This window comes from Stutzerimonas sp. Brlt_14, from assembly GCF_051948915.1.
GTDB classification, from domain to species: Bacteria; Pseudomonadota; Gammaproteobacteria; order Pseudomonadales; family Pseudomonadaceae; genus Stutzerimonas; species Stutzerimonas stutzeri.
The window spans coordinates 328,702-345,164 of sequence record NZ_JAYJLM010000005.1 but is presented as its reverse complement, the minus strand read 5'-3'; the positions used below and the strand labels follow the sequence as shown (position 1 = coordinate 345,164).

Annotated in this window: 17 protein-coding genes and 1 pseudogene; 12 read left to right on the top strand and 6 right to left on the bottom strand. The window is 64.2% G+C overall.

Annotated elements, in window-relative coordinates:
• The first annotated feature begins 65 nt into the window (after window positions 1-65).
• From VF716_RS14810 to VF716_RS14775, 8 genes and pseudogenes are all read left to right on the top strand, one after another.
• Window positions 66-947 carry an MIP/aquaporin family protein gene (locus tag VF716_RS14810; RefSeq protein WP_011912766.1) on the top strand — a complete coding sequence of 294 codons (882 nt, stop codon included), beginning with the start codon at window positions 66-68 and terminating at the stop codon, window positions 945-947.
• Between the two features lie 12 nt (window positions 948-959).
• A complete protein-coding gene (glpK, locus tag VF716_RS14805; RefSeq protein ID WP_440552765.1) occupies window positions 960-2,468 on the top strand; it encodes a glycerol kinase GlpK in 1,509 nt (502 codons plus the stop codon).
• 132 nt (window positions 2,469-2,600) lie between these two features.
• Entirely contained in the window at window positions 2,601-3,359 is a 759-nt protein-coding gene (locus VF716_RS14800; RefSeq protein ID WP_011912764.1) for a DeoR family transcriptional regulator, read from the top strand.
• Window positions 3,360-3,788: 429 nt separating this feature from the next.
• On the top strand, window positions 3,789-5,324 hold the full coding sequence (gene glpD / locus VF716_RS14795; protein ID WP_440552764.1) for a glycerol-3-phosphate dehydrogenase: 1,536 nt from the start codon (window positions 3,789-3,791) through the stop codon (window positions 5,322-5,324).
• 189 nt (window positions 5,325-5,513) lie between these two features.
• Window positions 5,514-6,674, top strand: coding sequence for a Na/Pi symporter (locus VF716_RS14790; protein WP_440552763.1), 1,161 nt, complete (start codon window positions 5,514-5,516; stop codon window positions 6,672-6,674).
• A 21-nt stretch (window positions 6,675-6,695) separates the two neighbouring features.
• Window positions 6,696-6,923 (top strand): hypothetical protein, encoded by a 228-nt coding sequence (locus tag VF716_RS14785; protein ID WP_014596333.1) that lies wholly within the window; start codon window positions 6,696-6,698, stop codon window positions 6,921-6,923.
• A gap of 21 nt (window positions 6,924-6,944) precedes the next feature.
• Window positions 6,945-7,915 (top strand): annotated as a pseudogene (locus VF716_RS14780) (PstS family phosphate ABC transporter substrate-binding protein).
• A 99-nt stretch (window positions 7,916-8,014) separates the two neighbouring features.
• Window positions 8,015-8,296: a peptidylprolyl isomerase gene (locus VF716_RS14775; protein ID WP_011912760.1), complete on the top strand. Its 282-nt coding sequence runs from the start codon at window positions 8,015-8,017 to the stop codon at window positions 8,294-8,296.
• Window positions 8,297-8,382: 86 nt separating this feature from the next.
• Here the strand turns inward: VF716_RS14775 and VF716_RS14770 are convergent, their stop codons facing one another.
• Window positions 8,383-9,978: a methyl-accepting chemotaxis protein gene (locus VF716_RS14770; RefSeq protein WP_440552762.1), complete on the bottom strand. Its 1,596-nt coding sequence runs from the start codon at window positions 9,976-9,978 to the stop codon at window positions 8,383-8,385.
• 297 nt (window positions 9,979-10,275) lie between these two features.
• Here VF716_RS14770 and VF716_RS14765 point away from each other — a divergent pair, with 297 nt between their 5' ends.
• Together VF716_RS14765 and VF716_RS14760 are read left to right on the top strand one after the other, a co-directional pair.
• The gene (locus VF716_RS14765) at window positions 10,276-10,644 is read left to right on the top strand and encodes an STAS/SEC14 domain-containing protein (protein ID WP_285533537.1); all 369 of its coding nucleotides are present in this window, start codon (window positions 10,276-10,278) and stop codon (window positions 10,642-10,644) included.
• Between the two features lie 80 nt (window positions 10,645-10,724).
• On the top strand, window positions 10,725-11,186 hold the full coding sequence (locus tag VF716_RS14760) for a DUF3597 domain-containing protein (protein ID WP_285533536.1): 462 nt from the start codon (window positions 10,725-10,727) through the stop codon (window positions 11,184-11,186).
• A gap of 42 nt (window positions 11,187-11,228) precedes the next feature.
• On the opposite strand, the gene VF716_RS14755 is transcribed toward VF716_RS14760, so the two are convergent.
• The 3 genes from VF716_RS14755 to VF716_RS14745 form a co-directional block, all read right to left on the bottom strand.
• On the bottom strand, window positions 11,229-11,642 hold the full coding sequence (locus VF716_RS14755) for an HPF/RaiA family ribosome-associated protein (RefSeq protein ID WP_011912757.1): 414 nt from the start codon (window positions 11,640-11,642) through the stop codon (window positions 11,229-11,231).
• A gap of 304 nt (window positions 11,643-11,946) precedes the next feature.
• The gene (locus VF716_RS14750; protein ID WP_017245770.1) at window positions 11,947-12,207 is read right to left on the bottom strand and encodes a hypothetical protein; all 261 of its coding nucleotides are present in this window, start codon (window positions 12,205-12,207) and stop codon (window positions 11,947-11,949) included.
• A gap of 177 nt (window positions 12,208-12,384) precedes the next feature.
• On the bottom strand, window positions 12,385-13,188 hold the full coding sequence (locus VF716_RS14745; RefSeq protein ID WP_013982373.1) for an inositol monophosphatase family protein: 804 nt from the start codon (window positions 13,186-13,188) through the stop codon (window positions 12,385-12,387).
• A gap of 182 nt (window positions 13,189-13,370) precedes the next feature.
• On the opposite strand from VF716_RS14745, the gene VF716_RS14740 reads away from it, so the two are divergent.
• Window positions 13,371-13,766 carry a DUF3597 domain-containing protein gene (locus VF716_RS14740; RefSeq protein WP_017245771.1) on the top strand — a complete coding sequence of 132 codons (396 nt, stop codon included), beginning with the start codon at window positions 13,371-13,373 and terminating at the stop codon, window positions 13,764-13,766.
• A gap of 47 nt (window positions 13,767-13,813) precedes the next feature.
• Here VF716_RS14740 and VF716_RS14735 read toward each other — a convergent pair whose 3' ends face one another.
• Window positions 13,814-14,050: a DUF2789 domain-containing protein gene (locus VF716_RS14735; RefSeq protein ID WP_011912753.1), complete on the bottom strand. Its 237-nt coding sequence runs from the start codon at window positions 14,048-14,050 to the stop codon at window positions 13,814-13,816.
• Window positions 14,051-14,166: 116 nt separating this feature from the next.
• Between VF716_RS14735 and VF716_RS14730 the strand changes: the two genes are divergently transcribed.
• Window positions 14,167-15,099: a 2-hydroxyacid dehydrogenase gene (locus VF716_RS14730; protein WP_017245772.1), complete on the top strand. Its 933-nt coding sequence runs from the start codon at window positions 14,167-14,169 to the stop codon at window positions 15,097-15,099.
• A gap of 26 nt (window positions 15,100-15,125) precedes the next feature.
• Here VF716_RS14730 and VF716_RS14725 read toward each other — a convergent pair whose 3' ends face one another.
• The gene (locus VF716_RS14725) at window positions 15,126-16,334 is read right to left on the bottom strand and encodes an ammonium transporter (RefSeq protein WP_041755434.1); all 1,209 of its coding nucleotides are present in this window, start codon (window positions 16,332-16,334) and stop codon (window positions 15,126-15,128) included.
• Window positions 16,335-16,463: the final 129 nt, after the last annotated feature.

Sequence of the window (16,463 nt, the reverse complement as noted above, 5' to 3'; positions counted from 1 at the left end):
CCGAACAATTCCGAACCAACGCAGTGCTCGGAATAAAACAAAAACAAACGAACGAGGCTCCGCGCATGAGTACGCCCATCGTCCCGACGCTCAAGGGACAATGCATCGCCGAATTTCTCGGCACTGCCCTTCTCATCTTCTTCGGTACCGGCTGCGTCGCAGCGCTAAAGCTCGGCGGCGCCGACCTGGGGCTGTGGGAAATCAGCATCATCTGGGGTATCGGCGTTTCGATGGCGGTGTACCTTGCCGCCGGCGTCTCCGGTGCTCACCTGAACCCGGCCGTCACCATCGCACTATGGCTGTTCGGCACCTTCGAGCGGCACCGGGTGCCGGCCTACATCCTGGCGCAGGTGGCCGGCGCCTTCTGTTCCGCGGCATTGGTCTACGGGTTGTACAGCAGCCTGTTTTTCGATTTCGAACAGGCCCAGCAGATGGTTCGCGGAAGCGTCGAGAGCCTCGAGCTCGCGTCGATCTTCTCCACCTATCCGCACGCCTCGTTGTCGTTCGGTCAGGCGTTCCTTGTCGAAGTGGTGATTACGGCCATTCTGCTGGCGATGATCATGGCCATCACCGACGACGGCAATGGCCTGCCCAGCGGCCCGCTCGCCCCTTTGCTGATCGGCCTGCTGATCGCCGTGATCGGTGGTGCGATGGGACCGCTGACCGGCTTTGCGATGAATCCGGCGCGGGATTTCGGGCCTAAGCTGATGACCTTCCTGGCCGGTTGGGGTGACGTGGCCTTCACCGGTGGGCGAGACATCCCGTATTTCCTGGTTCCGATCTTCGCCCCGATTCTCGGTGCCTGCCTCGGCGCTGCAGGTTACAAGGCACTCATCTGCCGGCACCTGCCAGGGGTTGGCTCGGCCGCCTGTGATGCACCCAAACCCAAGGAAAAGGCCACTGCCGAAATGGGCTCCGCGCAGCCCGATGTCAGCAAAGTTCGCTAAGGAAACGTCGCCATGAGCAACCAGAACAAGCAATTCATCGTCGCCCTCGACCAGGGCACCACCAGTTCCCGCGCCATCGTGCTGGACCGCAACGCCAACGTGGTGACCATCGCCCAGCGCGAGTTCGCGCAGATCTACCCGCAACCGAGCTGGGTCGAGCATGACCCCATGGAAATCTGGGCGACCCAGAGCGGCGTGTTCGTCGAAGCCCTGGCCCAGGCCGGCATCACCAACGAGCAGGTGGCCGCCATCGGCATCACCAACCAGCGCGAGACCGCCATCGTCTGGGACAAGATAACCGGCCGTCCGATCTACAACGCCATCGTCTGGCAGAGCCGCCAGAGCACGCCGATCTGCGACCAGCTCAAGCGCGACGGCATGGAAGAGCACATCCGCAAGACCACCGGCCTGGTGATCGACCCCTACTTCTCCGGCACCAAGATCAAGTGGATTCTCGATCACGTCGAAGGCAGCCGCGAACGCGCTCGCCGTGGCGAGCTGCTGTTCGGCACCGTCGACTGCTGGCTGATCTGGAAGATGACCCAGGGCAAGGCCCACGTCACCGACTACACCAACGCGTCGCGCACGCTGCTGTTCGATATCCACAAGCTGGACTGGGACCCGGTGATGCTCGAAGCGCTGGACATTCCCCGCGAGATGCTGCCGGAGGTGCGCTCATCCTCGGAAGTTTACGGCCACGCCTATATCGGTTCCGGCCAGAGCACCGGTATTCCCATCGCGGGCATTGCCGGCGATCAGCAGGCCGCGCTGTTCGGCCAGATGTGCGTCGAACCGGGCCAGGCCAAGAACACCTACGGCACCGGCTGCTTCCTGCTGATGAATACCGGGACCAAGGCAGTGCAGTCCGAACATGGTCTGCTGACGACCATCGCCTGCGGGCCGCAGGGCGAAGTGAATTACGCGCTGGAAGGCGCCATCTTCAACGGCGGCTCCACCGTGCAGTGGCTGCGCGACGAGCTGAAAGTACTCAACGAGTCACTGGATTCGGAGTACTTCGCCACCAAGGTGCCGGACAGCAACGGCATCTACCTGGTGCCGGCGTTCACCGGCCTTGGCGCGCCCTATTGGGACCCGCGTGCCCGCGGCGCTCTGTTCGGCCTGACCCGCGGGGTCAAGGTCGATCATCTGATCCGTGCTGCGCTGGAATCCATCGCCTACCAGACCCGTGACGTGCTCGACGCCATGCAGCAGGATGCCGGCGAGCGCCTGCGCGCCCTGCGCGTGGATGGCGGCGCCGTGGCCAACAACTTCCTCATGCAGTTCCAGGCCGACCTGCTCGGCACCCAGGTCGAACGCCCGCAGATGAAGGAAACCACCGCCCTCGGTGCGGCCTACCTGGCCGGGCTGGCGACCGGTTTCTGGAGTGACCTCGACGAATTGCGCAGCAAGAGCAGCATCGAGCGCGTGTTCGAACCGGCGTGCGGAAGCGAACAGCGCGAAGCGCTCTATCGCGGCTGGCAGAAGGCGGTCGAGCGCACCCGCAACTGGGCCGAGGACTGAGAAGCCCACCCCGCGCCTGCCCGCGACCGGGTCGCAGGCAGGCGCGGTATTGCGCGAATTCGAACAAAGCGCGCTTTAATCGAACGCCAGACTGGGGCATGCTTCCGCCACCACCGCGAACAAGGAAGCCCCATGAGCCTGGCGCCCCGACAGCAGAACATTCTCGAACTCGTGCGCGAACGCGGCTATGTGAGCATCGACGAACTGGCCCGGCACTTCGCCGTCACCCCGCAGACCATCCGCCGCGACATCAATCAGCTGGGCGACGCCGGCCTGCTGCGGCGCTACCACGGCGGCGCGGCCTACGACTCCAGCGTGCAGAACACTGCATACAGCCAGCGCGCGCATCAGATGCGTGACGAAAAACAGCGCATCGCCGCCGCCATGGCCGCACGCATCCCCGACCAGGCTTCGCTGTTCATCAATATCGGCACCACCACCGAAGCCATTGCACGCGCCCTGCTCAACCATCGCGATCTGAAGATCATCACCAATGACCTGCATGTGGCGAGCATCCTCAGCACCAAGGAAGACTTCGATGTGCTGATCGCAGGCGGCAACGTGCGCAGCGACGGCGGCGTGGTGGGCCAGGCGACCGCAGACTTCATCAGCCAGTTCAAGGTCGATTTCGCCTTGATCGGCATCAGCGGCATCGACGAGGACGGCACCCTGCTCGACTTCGACTACCAGGAAGTCCGCGTCTCCCAGGCGATCATCCATAACGCACGCAAGGTCTTCCTCGCCGCGGACTCCAGCAAGTTCGGCCGCAGCGCCATGACCCGGCTCGGCTCCCTGGAGCAGATCGACTGCCTGTTCACCGATACCCAGCCGGACGACGTGTTCGCCGAACTGCTGGCACGGTACAAGGTGCATCTGGAGATCGCCGACTAGGTTCGGCGTCAGCCCTTCTTCGCGGCCCGGTCCGCTCCCACGAACGGAGAATCCAGGAGCCGCGGTCGCCATCGTCCAGGCCGCTAACGGCGGCCGGCAACGATTCACCCGCCCCGCCTATTGTCCGCATGCTCCGCCTGGGCGCGCGCGACCTGCCAATGTCAGCAGCCGGCGCCCACGCCCTAAGCGTGGAAGCCCTCTGCGTCACCCCCTTCTCTGCCGCACCCGTTCGCGGACAAGTCGTTCCCCCGAGCGATGCCAAGCCACTGGAAGCGACCGCGACCACGAGCCACACGGAACAACCATGCCCGCGAAGCAAGAACCCGCCCTTCCTTTTATCGATTTCGAACATTTTTCACTTTCAATAATGTTCATTCACGAATAGCATGTTCAAAAACGAACATCACATTCGTATTCGAGGAGGAACCCGTGCCCCATATTGCCCAGCCCGTCTCCGAGCTTTATGACATCGCCGTGATCGGCGGCGGTATCAATGGTGTCGGCATCGCGGCCGATGCCGCCGGCCGTGGGCTGTCGGTGTTCCTTTGCGAACGCGACGACCTGGCCAGTCATACGTCATCGGCGAGCAGCAAGCTCATTCATGGCGGGCTGCGTTATCTGGAGCACTACGAATTCCGACTGGTCCGCGAGGCACTGGCCGAGCGCGAGGTGTTGCTGGCCAAGGCGCCGCATATCGTCAAACCGATGCGCTTCGTGCTGCCGCACCGCCCTCACCTGCGCCCGGCGTGGATGATCCGCGCCGGTCTGTTCCTCTATGACCATCTGGGCATGCGCAAGAAACTGCCGGCGTCGCAGGGGTTACGCTTCGGCAGCGAGAGCCCGCTCAAGCCGGCCATCACCCGCGGTTTCGAGTACTCCGACTGCTGGGTCGACGACGCACGCCTGGTGGTGCTCAACGCCATGGCGGCGCGGGAAAAAGGGGCGCATATCCATACCCGCACGCTGTGCCTGAGCGCCAAACGTGCTGGGGGCATCTGGCACGTCGAGCTGCAGCGCGAGGACGGCAGTCGCTTCTCGCTAAAGGCCAAGGCCCTGGTGAATGCCGCGGGTCCCTGGGTCGCACAGTTCATCGGCGAGAATCTGCAGCAGCGCTCGCCGTACGGCATCCGCCTGATTCAGGGCAGCCATATCATCGTGCCGCGGCTGTACGAGGGCGAGCAGGCGTACATCATGCAGAACGAGGATCGCCGCATCGTCTTCGCGATCCCCTATCTGGACCGCTACACCATGATCGGCACCACCGACCGCGAGTATCACGGCGATCCGGCGCAGGTAAGCATCACCGAGCAAGAGATCGCCTACGTGCTGGGTGTGGCCAATACGCACTTTCGCAGGCAGCTGGAACCCAGGGACATCGTGCATACCTTCGCAGGCGTTCGCCCCTTGTGCGATGACGAATCTGACAACCCGTCTGCCGTCACCCGTGACTACACCCTATCGCTGGTTGCTGAGGAAAAGCAGGCGCCGCTGCTCTCGGTGTTCGGCGGCAAACTGACCACCTACCGCAAGCTCGCCGAATCGGCGATGGCTCAGCTCAAGCCATTTTTCCCCGGCATGGGCGACAGCTGGACGGCCGATGCCGCGCTGCCCGGCGGCGAAGACATGAGCACGCCCGAAGCACTGGCCGAGGCACTGGTCGCCCATGTGCAAGGGCTGGAACTGCCCCTGGCCAAACGATGGGCCACGCTGTACGGCAGTCGCGTCTGGCGGATGCTCGGCGACGCCCGTTCCCTCGATGCCCTGGGTGAAGACCTTGGCCAACAGCTCTATGCGCAGGAGGTCGAGTACCTTTGCCGGGATGAATGGGCAATGCAGCCGGACGACATTCTCTGGCGACGCACCAAACTCGGCCTGGCCTTCAGCGAGCCGGAAAAATCCCGCCTGGCACGCTATCTGGCGGAGCGACCAGCTGCTGAGTCCACCCACAGCAGCGACGCGGCCTGAGCGCAAGAACACGGGCCTGCCTTACGCAGGCTCGTGCTGATCCGGTACTGACCGGTCGCATACGCTCGATCGAGCAGGAAACGGTTCAATCCCAAGGGCACCGTTCATCCGTACAGGCCGCTTCGGTCATCAAGCGTTCACACCCATGGCACACCGTCGAGCGACCGACCTGCTCGCGGGAGTTGCCAGATGACGACGAATACCGGCGCCCTAGCCGACCACTCCACACCCGCTACGCGCCAATGGCTGTCGTGGCTGTTGGTCATCACACTGATCTATCTGCTGCTGGCAGCCGTCGGTGCTATCGGAGATGGCTTCAAAGCGGCGGTCGGCGACAACGCCAAGGAACTGTTCGCGTTCGCCACCAACCCCTTTGTCGGCCTGATGATCGGCGTTGCAGCGACCGCACTGATCCAGAGCTCCAGCACCGTAACGTCCATCATTGTCGGGATGGTTGCCGGCGGGCTGCCCATTCCGATCGCGATCCCGTTGATCATGGGCGCCAACATCGGCACGTCCCTCACCAGCACCATCGTCAGCCTCGGCCATGTGCGCAACGGCGTCGAATTTCACCGGGCCTTCGCGGCCGCAACCGTGCATGACGCATTCAATATCACGGCGGTGGCGATCCTCCTGCCGCTCGAACTGCTGTTCCATCCGCTGGCGCAGATGTCCGAAGTTCTGGCCGGCCTTCTGGTCAGCGACAGCACAAGCGTCGACATGAAGAGCGTGAACTTCATGAAGACTCTCCTCACCCCTGCCAGCGACCTGCTGAACGCCAGCGTGGCCTGGCTGCCAAGCCAGGTCTGGTCTGGTGTCGCGCTGATCGTCATCGGGATCGGCCTGATCCTGTTCGTGGTCCAGGCCATCGGCAAGGTGCTGCGCAGGGTCATGGTCGGCCGCGCCAAAGAGATCATGCACACCAGCGTCGGGCGTGGCCCGGTTTCGGGGATCGCCTCGGGAACGATCATCACGATCCTGGTGCAATCCTCATCGACCACCACCGCGCTGATCGTGCCACTGGCAGGAACCGGTGTCTTTTCGCTCAAACAGGTCTATCCGTTCACCCTCGGCACCAACATCGGAACCTGCGTGACCGCGCTGCTGGCGGCCACCGCCATCTCCGGGCCCACCGCCGAACTGGCGATGCAGATCGCACTGGTACATCTGCTGTTCAACCTGTTCGGAATCTTCCTGATCTACGTACTACCGTTCCTGCGCGGCGTTCCGCCTGCCATCGCCACGCATCTCACCGATCTGGCGCAACGCAGCAAGCTGTACGTCGGGGCCTACATCGGCGGTGTGTTCTTCGGCCTGCCTCTGCTGTTGATCGGCGGCAGCCAACTCTGACCTGGTCGGGAGCCCGCACCTATGCAAAGCGAACGTCGTAGCCAGACCGAGAATCGCATCCGCGAACTGCGCGAATCGCTCAATGAGCTCGAAGCGCAGCTCAAGCAGATCGATGCCCAGGAACAACAGGCCCAGCATCGGGAAATCGATCGGCTGGATGACTACATCAATGCGGTAGACACCCGCTTCCACAGCCTGCAGGTGTTCTGGAACTCACTGAAGCACGATTGGCTGAAGGCCAAGCCCTGAGCCAGGCCTAGGAGCGACAGCATGCACGTCAAAACCGGCCCGCTACTGCTGATCAGTCTTTCGCTTGGCCTGCAGCTGGCATCCACGCCAGCCATGAGCGATGCCGAATCCGCCGCCGAAGGGCTGCTCATCGATGGCTCCAGCACCGTTTACCCACTGACCCGCGAAGCGATACGCCGCTTCCAGCGTGCGCAGCCTGGGCATCCGATCGAGGTGGCGTTTTCCGGGACCAGCGCTGGTTTTCGCCGCTTCTGTGCGGGGAAGACGGACATCAACGATGCCTCGCGCAGGATGAACAGCAGCGAGCAGGCACTCTGCGCGCAGAACGGCATCGGCTATCGCGAAGTGCCCTGGCCATGGACGCGATCACGGTCGTCGTACACCCGAGCAATGATTGGGCGAGCGACATCACCGTCGAAGAGCTGAAGAAACTCTGGACGCCCGCAGCCGAAGGCAAGGTCAGGCACTGGAGTCACATCCGTGCCGGCTGGCCCGACCGGCCGGTGAAACTGTTCGGCCGAGGTCAGGACTCCGGCACCTACGACGTCTTCACCAGGCAGATCGTCGGCGAGGCGCATCGCAGCCGCCAGGACTATACCGCCAGCGAGAACGAAGAGGAGTTGGCCGCCGGCATCGCTGCCGAGCCGGATGCGCTCGGATTCTTCGGAATCGGCGCCTATCACCGGCACTGGGACGAGCTGAAGCTGCTTGCCATCGACAGTGGCAAGGGCCCGGTCTACCCGACGCTCAAAACCGTCAGCGAGGCGCACTACCAGCCATTGACCCGCCCGCTTTTCATCTATCTGAGCGAGCGGAGCCTGCAGGAAAAGCCGACCACCCGAGCATTCGTGAAGCATTACCTGCAAGGCCTGCCGACCTGGATCCACTTCACCGGTTTCATGCCGCTGCGCGCCGAGCGCTACGCGCAGAGCCTGCAAAGTCTCGAGTCGTTCAACGCAGCGCCGGCGGCGGATCCAGCGGGCACTCGGTGAGAACGGCTGAGCCGGTGCACTGCGGGCACGATCACCCGCGACGTTTGACTCGCAGGGCAATTGCGGTAGGCTCGCAGCTTTTCCACAGGAGTACACACCATGGCCCGAGCCACTGCCCGCCACATCCTGGTTTCCACTGAAGCAAAGTGCAACGAGCTGAAAGCTGCCATCGAAGGCGGCGCCGACTTCGCCCAGGTCGCCAAGGAAAACTCCACGTGCCCGTCCAGCCGCCAGGGCGGCGATCTGGGTTCGTTCGGTCCGGGTCAGATGGTCAAGGAATTCGACACCGTGGTGTTCAGCGCGCCGCTGAATGTCGTGCAGGGCCCGGTGAAGACGCAGTTCGGCTATCACCTGCTGGAAGTGACCAGCCGCCAGGACTGATCCATCCCTGTCCCCGCGCGTCCATGCGCGGGGGCACTCGCACCGAGCGGTGCACTATCCGCCGCACACCCTGCCTCACCTTCCTGTCACGCCTGTAGGCGGAAACGCCCCGTCAGCGCCTTGAGCCCGTTCATGCTCTGCATGATGGTATTGCCCGATGCCGCGGTATCGTGCGTGACGCTCGCCGCCTGATCAGCCACCTGGGCGATGCGCGTCAGCGACTTGTTCATGTCCTCGGCGACCTGCGACTGCTCCTCGGCAGCCGTGGCGATCTGATTGGTCATGCCACGAATGGTCTGCACCGCACCGACGATCTGGCCCAGCGCATGTTGCGCCGCCTCGATCTGCGTCAGGGTGATGGTGCTGCTCTGACGCGAGGCATCCATGGCCTGCCCGGCGCGCGAGGCCTGGCTCTGCAGGCGCTCGACCAGCACGCCGACCTCCTTGGCCGAACTCTGGGTGCGACTGGCGAGGCTGCGCACCTCGTCGGCAACTACCGCGAAACCGCGGCCCTGCTCACCGGCCCGTGCTGCCTCGATGGCTGCGTTGAGCGCCAGCAGGTTGGTCTGCTCGGCGATGCCGCTGATCACGTTGAGCACCTTGCCGATCTCGTGGCTGTCGAGCACCAGCTGCTGCATCACGTCCGCCAGGCCATCGACATGGCCACTGAGCGTGCGGATGGCGCCGACCGATTCGTTCATCACGGCGCTGCCGGCGTTGGTTTCCTGCTCGGCGACGTCAGCGGCATTGGCGGCCTCGACAGTGCTGCGTGCAACTTCCTGGGAGGTGGCGAGCATTTCATTCATGGCAGTAGCGACCTGATCGATCTCCGCCTGCTGGCCTTCCACATTGCGCGCGCTGTCCCCGGCCAGGTTCGCCATGTGCTTGCATTGCCCGTCAGCGTCATCGGCCGCCTGGCGCACGCCGCGGATCATTTCGCCAACCTGACCCAGCAGGCTGTTGTAGGCCAGGGTGATCCTGCCCATCTCGTCATCGGCATGACGCACCTGCAGCGGCGCGGAAAAATCGCCCTGGCTGACCTTCTCCAGGCGCCCGCGTAGCTCGTCGATCTGCAGCATCAGCCAGTTCATGCCGGCGATCCGTCCGAGCACCACCAACAGCAGGATGCACAGGGTGGAACCCAGCGCGACCCACAGCTGCTGGGAGGCACTGCGATTGGCCTGCGCCGAGATCAGCGACACCACTTCGTTGGAGGCCGCGAGAATATCGTTGGAGTCGCCGGCCAGGGTCTTCAGATCGGCGCTCTGCCCTGCGGCCAGCGCCTGTACGGCGGGACGGTAGCGCTGCCAGATCTGATCGACGCGCTGCAGGTACGGCTGTGCGCTGGCCAGCTCGACGCGGACGATACCCTGGGCGCTGTCGCCGTTGAGCAGCAGCCGATGGGATTGCTCGAAGCGCTGGATGGTATTGTCGACATCCGCCGGGCTACCGATGCCCTGCGCAGCGAGCAGCGCCTCTTTCATCATCTTCTGGCTGAGCATGCGCTGCGCGCCGGCCATGTCGATCTGGCTGGCGTCCTTGCTGGACATGAACAGCACCCCGGCGGTCAGCGCCGCGCAAAGGAAGATCAGGCTGTAGGAAAAGAAAAATTGCAGGTTGATGGTACGTAGGCCCAGCCCGCGCAGTACGGACTGGATGACGTTCGCCAAGGTGCTGGTCATGAAGGAATTCCAACTGCAGAAAAGCAGGAAAGAACGCGCCGCCGCCACTCGCTGGCGTCGCAGTTATTCCGTTTCTCGGCCGGCCAGCGAGCAACTTGATACCGTTGGTCCGCCGCCTTGAAAGCCAGGCGCCACGCGGCCTGCAGGCACTTTTGCTAACGCACGGATCAACGCCTCGCATGCTGATCCAGATCAATGGAATCGCCCGCGTTTCGCCTGTTTTTTTGGCTCGATCCCCTCGCAGCGACTATGGTCTGAGGACATCGCGGCCACCCACAGAACCGAGAGGGACTCGTCATGTTTCAGGTATCGCGCAGAGGCGAAAACCGCATCGATATCGACTTCTCCGGCAAGCTGGACAGCCAGGCCATGCGCGCCGCGCTGGACGACCTGCTATTCAAGTCCGAAGGCATCAGCCACGGCCGCATGTTCTACCGCATCGGCGACTTCGATCTGCCGACCCTGGGTGCCGTCGGCGTGGAGCTGTCACGCCTGCCCCAGCTGCTGCGCTTCATCCGCCGCTTCGACCGCTGTGCGGTGATCGCCGGCAAGGAGTGGTTGCGCAAGGCCAGCGAAGTCGAGGGCGCATTGATTCCCGGACTGACCATCAAGGCCTTCGATCTGCACCAGGAAGCCGAAGCCCTCGCCTGGCTCGAACACAGCTGACCGAGCGAACCGACCTGTGGAACGAATGGCACGCCGTGGGTTGTTGTCGAACACAGACACCAACAGCACGGAGAACGGACATGGGACTTTTCGATTCGATCAAGGCGAAGCTCGGCCTGGGCGATGTCTCCAACGAAGCGGAGCGCAAGGCCGACACGCCGCCGGCTGACGCCAGCCACTCCAGCGCCGAAGGCATAACACTGAGCGAGCGGCCGTCGACCACGACCAACGCGAAACTCGGGCCGGACAGGGATCTGAACCAGCCGACTGCCGCCGCCCGTGGCGTGGACGTGGTGGCGCAGCTGGAAGCGAAGGCGGCGGCACACCCCGAAGCGCTGAACTGGCGCACCTCGATCGTCGACCTGATGAAGTTGCTGGGCCTCGACAGCAGCCTGGAGTCGCGCCGGGAGCTTGCTACCGAGCTGGGCTGCCCGCCCGATCAGATGGCCGATACGGCGCAGATGAACATGTGGCTGCACCGCGCGGTGATGAAGAAGCTGGCCGAGAATGGCGGAAGCATTCCGCCGGAACTGCTGCACTGATGCACGAAGGGCCTTCCGCAGGGAAGGCCCTTCATCGGGGGCTTATGAATTGCGGACCAGTTCGTCCGCGAGGAAATCTTCCTCCAGTAGCGCGTCACGACCGGCTACGGCACCATCGATCATCTGCGGCTGGGCGCCGGCGCGCTTGCTGCGCAGCTTGCCGAACTGGTGAGCGAGCGCATTGCTCAGCTTGTCGACCGCGCCATCGATGGCCAGCTCAAGCGATTCGGCCTTGTGGGTGACGGAGATGGGTTGCAGGCCCTTGGGCCGCGCCTCGATCTGGCAGCGCTTGTCATGCGCGCCGGCCTTGTCGCCATTTTCGTCGTTGAGGTGCACGACGACACGTGTCAGCTCGTCGTCATACCGGTCCAGCTTGCCTGCGACACTGGCACTGACCCAATCAGCCAGACGGGCACTGCCTTCGATGTGGTTATCGCTATGAACCTGGATTTGCATAAGTCGTCCTTACTTCCGCTTATGAACACCACCGTTGCCGGTGGCTTGGTGATAGCTATGCCACCGTTTGGATCATTAAGCAATGCGCCAAATGTCGCCGAACCTTTCCTGGGCAATGCGACGTGATGGCGTTGCACTCAGGAAGACTGCGCAATTGCAGCCAATGCCAGCATGGGTCTGAAAATGCCGGCACGCAGCCTCGTGCGCGGAGGGGCCGCTGAGCCCTATCTAAGTGCTATCGGCCTGATCCAGGACAACAGAAACGCGCCGGACGCAGGCGTCCGGCGCGCAGTAGCAAGAGCGGTCAGGCGGCCTTCTGAAACAGCTCGCGCCCGTGGTCGAGGTGCTGGTCCACCAGCCACTTGCCGTGGGCGATGGACAGCCGCTGGGCCTTGTCCAGTTCGTCCATGAACGCATGCTCGAGTGGCAGCGGCAGGCGGCGGGTGACGTGTCCGTCGGGGGCGGTAATCCGGCAGCCGCCCGCCCAGGGAGTGGAGGTGCCAGGATATTCCATCACCTCGGCGGTGATGATGTGGTCGCGGTAGGTGCATTGCATCATGCTCATGATCGTTACCTCGCTATGTGCGGGCAGCCATCGATCACGCAGGTTGGCTCGGGCCCGATGGCTGCCGGAATTCCCCCCTGTTCAGAGCGGGCCAGGCGGATAGGCCGGCCCTCGGTGCGTCACAACGGTATAGCACAGGCTGCCGACCGCGCCTGCGCCGATCGACGAACGCGCGGCTCAGGCATCCAGCGAAGGGCCGATCAGTTTGGCCAGCTGGCTGTATACCCCGGGCGCCGCTACCAGATACGGATTGCCTCGCAGCAGACCGTCGTTACGGAAGAAGTCGTTGCGCAGGCCACCCGCTTCGGCCACCAGCACCAGCCCGGCCAGGCAGTCCCAGCTCTTGAGCTCGGTCTCGTAGTAACCGATCAGGCGACCCGCAGCGACGTAGGCGGTCATCAGCGCGCCGGAGCCGTTGCGGATGAACATGCCGCCTTCGGCCAGCAGTTTCTCCAGAAACGGAATGAAATGTTCCTTGCCGCGTGGATGGAAGGTACCGGCGCCGGTCAGGCCCTCGCACACGTGGGTCGCGGTGCTGGCTCTGAGCGGCGTCTCGTTGACGTAGGCGCCCCGGCCAAGGCAGCCATGGAAGAGTTCGTCGTGATTCGGATCGGCGATCGCGCCGACGTGCGGTTCGCCGTCCACTAGCAGGCCGATGGAGACGCACCAGTTGTGCAGGCCGTTGACGAAGCAGGCGGTGCCGTCGATGGGGTCGATGACCCAGACGCAGCGTGCCTTGAGACCGGCCGAGCCGCTCTCCTCGCCGAGAAAGCCGTCTTCGGGAAAACGTTCGGCGAGCCGCCCGCGAATGAAGTCCTCGATGCGCTTGTCGGCGATGCTGACCACGTCCTGGCGATCGCTGCCCTTGTGCTCCACATCCAGTGTCTCGCGCTGACGGTAATAGGTCATGCCGAGCTGCGCAGCTTCCAGCGCAAGGCTCTTGGCGCAGGCATAGCGGGCGTCGATGTCGAGGTTGCTCATGGCGGATTTCCCAGGCAAAAGCGGCATTCTAGGCGGACGTGAGGCCCAGCACGAGGAGTGGTGTGCAGCCCGACGGCTTCGGCTGGTAGCCGGCCACGAGCGAGGAGGCGCGACTAATCGAAGCGCCGGCGGTCCTAACTGCGAGCCAAGGCTCACGTATCCACGCAGACAGGAGAATCCTCATGGGCTTGTTCAGTTCGATTCTGGAAAAGATCGGCATCGGCCGGGCGCACGCCGAGCCGGACAGCACCGCCCCCACTACCCCGCCGGAAGCGTCCACCGGTGGTGCCGGCGCACCCACGACGCCTGCCGTGGATCAGGTAGACGTAGCCGCGAAGCTGGACGGTATGACCAACAATCATCCGGAAAAGCTCAACTGGCGCACCTCCATCGTCGACCTGCTCAAGCTGCTGGGCCTGGACAGCAGCCTGCCGGCGCGCAAGGAGCTTGCCACCGAACTCGGCTGCCCAGCGGACAAAATGGGCGATTCGGCGCAGATGAATCTGTGGCTGCACAAGGCCGTGCTGAGGCGGCTGGCCGAGAACGGCGGCAATGTGCCGGCCGATCTGCTGGATTGAGCCACAGCCCGCGCAAGCTGCGGTCGCTGCCGCAGCCTGCGTGGCGATCAATGCTCGTGCAGGCGCACGTTCAGCTCGTCGACGATGGGCGCCCATTCGGCGTCCTCGACCCATTCGTCACGCAGGAATGCGCGCTGCGACTCGTTCCAGAACGGGGCATCGGCCAGACGGACATCCTCCGGCAACCGGCCGTGCTTGGCGATAAAGGCATCGATGCTGGCAGGATCGGATTCCAGGCCGAGCTGTTCGAACAGGGTGCCGAGGTCTTTGTTGGGCAGTTCCATGAGATTCTCCTTGGGCTTGGTCAATGGGCCGGACGGCGCTAGCGCGGTCCGTGACTTGCCTATTCAGAGACTCCGCGGCTGACTACAGTTCCGCTTCGCCCACCTGGAGCCATTCCATGGACCTACTGCTTTGCGGCAGCTTCGACAGCGAAGAACGCGACGCCTGGCTCGTCGAGCTGCAGCGCGCCATGCCCGATGCCCGCTGGCACCTGCACGTCCCGACGCAGAACGCCGGGCGCATCGTCGCCGCCGTGGTTGCCAACCCGCCGCCAGGCTCCCTGCAAGGCCTGCCCGGGCTGCGCCTGATCCAGTCGCTCTGGGCCGGCGTCGATCGCCTGCTGGACGATCCCAGCCTGCCGGACGTACCCCTGGCGCGCATGGTCGACCCGGCCATGAGCGCGGCCATGGCGGAAACCGCCTTGTGGGCGACGCTTTCGCTGCATCGCCGCTTCTTCGACTATGCGCAGCAGCAGCGCGATCGCCACTGGTACCCTCTGCCGCAGCGGCGCGCCGACGAGATCGAGGTAGCCGTGCTGGGCATGGGCCAGATGGGCCGGGCCTGCGCGCGGCGGCTGCTGGAAACGGGTTACCGGGTGACCGGCTGGAATCTGCACGGTGGCGCCATCGCCGGCATCGCGCTGGAACACGGCCTGGAAGCGCTGTGGCCGCTGCTGGCACGCAGTGACATCGTGATCAACCTGCTGCCCCTCACCGCACAGACCGCCGATCTGCTGGACCGACGGTTCTTCGCCGCCATGCGCCGCGGCGCTGCCCTGGTCAACCTCGCCCGTGGCGGGCATCTGGTGGAAGCCGACCTGCTGCAGGCGCTGGACAGCGGAAAGCTCGATCGTGCGGTGCTGGATGTGTTTCGCCAGGAGCCGCTGGTGACGGACCATCCGTTCTGGTGCCATCCGCGCGTGACGGTCCTGCCGCATAGCGCCGCCGCGACGGACATGCGCAGCGCCGCGTCGATCGTCGCGCAGAACCTGCAGGCCCTGCGCGACGGCCGGCCGATCAGCCATCTGGTGCAGCGCAAGCGCGGTTATTGAGCCGCGGCTTGCGCCAGCGCAGCGCCTCAGTCGTGGCTGAGCGCGCCGATGCGGTGGATCGAGAGGTCCGCCCCGTTGAATTCTTCCTCCTGGCTGAGGCGGATGCCCATGGAGTGCTTGAGCAGGCCGTAGACGCCGAAGCCACCGACCAGTGCCACCAGCATGCCCAGACCGCTGCCGATCACCTGGCTGATCAGGCTGACGCCGCCGAGCCCGCCCAACGCCGCCTGGCCGAAGATGCCGCAGGCGATGCCGCCCCAGATCCCGCACAGACCGTGCAGCGGCCAAACACCCAGCACGTCGTCGATTTTCCAGCGGTTCTGCGTGGCGGTGAACGCCCAGACGAATAGCGCCCCGGCAATCGCGCCGGTGGCCAGCGCGCCGACCGGATGCATCAGATCGGAGCCGGCGCAAACCGCCACCAGCCCGGCCAGCGGGCCGTTGTGTAGGAAGCCCGGGTCGTTGCGGCCGGCCAGCCAGGCCGCGGCGGTGCCGCCCACCATCGCCATCAGCGAGTTCACTGCCACCAAGCCACTGATGCCCTCGATGGACTGCGCACTCATGACGTTGAAGCCGAACCAGCCGACGATGAGAATCCACGAGCCCAGCGCTAGAAACGGGATGTTCGATGGCGCGAAGGCCACCAGCCGGCCGTCGCGGTAGCGGCCGTTGCGACGCCCGAGCAGGATGACCGCACCAAACGCCAGCCATCCGCCCATGGCATGCACCACCACGGAGCCGGCGAAGTCATGAAAAGGCGCACCGAACTGGTGCTCCAGCCAGGCCTGGAAACCGAAATTGCGGTTCCAGATCAGCCCTTCGAAGAATGGATAGACGAACGCCACGATCAACAGCGTCGCGCACAGCTGCGGGCCGAAGCGCGCACGCTCGGCGATGCCGCCGGAGATGATCGCCGGAATCGCCGCGGCGAAGGTCAGCAGGAAGAAGAACTTCACCAGGGCATAGCCGTGGTCGGCCACCAGCTGATCGGCCGGTTGCATGAACGTCACGCCATAGGCGATCCAGTAGCCGATGAAGAAGTACGCCAGGGTCGATACGGCGAAGTCGGTGATGATCTTCGACAGGGCATTGACCTGGTTCTTCAGGCGCACGGTCCCGACTTCGAGAAAGGCGAAGCCGGCATGCATGGCCAGCACCATCACCGCGCCCATCAGGAGAAACAGCGTATTGGAGCCATGGACCAGGGTTTCCACGGCGCTGTTGAGGTTTTCCATGGGTTACTTCAGCCTCAGCGGGTAATACGCACCAAAACGGTAATCGTCGGGGTGCGCATGCACCGAGATGCATCACTTCACCGTGAGCGACTACCGTCACCTGCAGCCGGAGCCTGCCTCGGAAGAATT

Excerpts from the sequence above, each read along its gene's own strand:
- VF716_RS14790 (WP_440552763.1), top strand. The coding sequence starts at position 5,514 with ATGACGACGAATACCGGCGCCCTAGCCGACCACTCCACACCCGCTACG.
- VF716_RS14750 (WP_017245770.1), bottom strand. The coding sequence starts at position 12,207 with ATGAGCATGATGCAATGCACCTACCGCGACCACATCATCACCGCCGAG.
- VF716_RS14730 (WP_017245772.1), top strand. The coding sequence starts at position 14,167 with ATGGACCTACTGCTTTGCGGCAGCTTCGACAGCGAAGAACGCGACGCC.
- glpK (WP_440552765.1), top strand. The coding sequence starts at position 960 with ATGAGCAACCAGAACAAGCAATTCATCGTCGCCCTCGACCAGGGCACC.
- VF716_RS14725 (WP_041755434.1), bottom strand. The coding sequence starts at position 16,334 with ATGGAAAACCTCAACAGCGCCGTGGAAACCCTGGTCCATGGCTCCAAT.
- VF716_RS14785 (WP_014596333.1), top strand. The coding sequence starts at position 6,696 with ATGCAAAGCGAACGTCGTAGCCAGACCGAGAATCGCATCCGCGAACTG.
- VF716_RS14745 (WP_013982373.1), bottom strand. The coding sequence starts at position 13,188 with ATGAGCAACCTCGACATCGACGCCCGCTATGCCTGCGCCAAGAGCCTT.
- VF716_RS14735 (WP_011912753.1), bottom strand. The coding sequence starts at position 14,050 with ATGGAACTGCCCAACAAAGACCTCGGCACCCTGTTCGAACAGCTCGGC.
- VF716_RS14800 (WP_011912764.1), top strand. The coding sequence starts at position 2,601 with ATGAGCCTGGCGCCCCGACAGCAGAACATTCTCGAACTCGTGCGCGAA.
- VF716_RS14770 (WP_440552762.1), bottom strand. The coding sequence starts at position 9,978 with ATGACCAGCACCTTGGCGAACGTCATCCAGTCCGTACTGCGCGGGCTG.
- VF716_RS14755 (WP_011912757.1), bottom strand. The coding sequence starts at position 11,642 with ATGCAAATCCAGGTTCATAGCGATAACCACATCGAAGGCAGTGCCCGT.
- VF716_RS14810 (WP_011912766.1), top strand. The coding sequence starts at position 66 with ATGAGTACGCCCATCGTCCCGACGCTCAAGGGACAATGCATCGCCGAA.
- VF716_RS14740 (WP_017245771.1), top strand. The coding sequence starts at position 13,371 with ATGGGCTTGTTCAGTTCGATTCTGGAAAAGATCGGCATCGGCCGGGCG.
- VF716_RS14775 (WP_011912760.1), top strand. The coding sequence starts at position 8,015 with ATGGCCCGAGCCACTGCCCGCCACATCCTGGTTTCCACTGAAGCAAAG.
- VF716_RS14765 (WP_285533537.1), top strand. The coding sequence starts at position 10,276 with ATGTTTCAGGTATCGCGCAGAGGCGAAAACCGCATCGATATCGACTTC.
- VF716_RS14760 (WP_285533536.1), top strand. The coding sequence starts at position 10,725 with ATGGGACTTTTCGATTCGATCAAGGCGAAGCTCGGCCTGGGCGATGTC.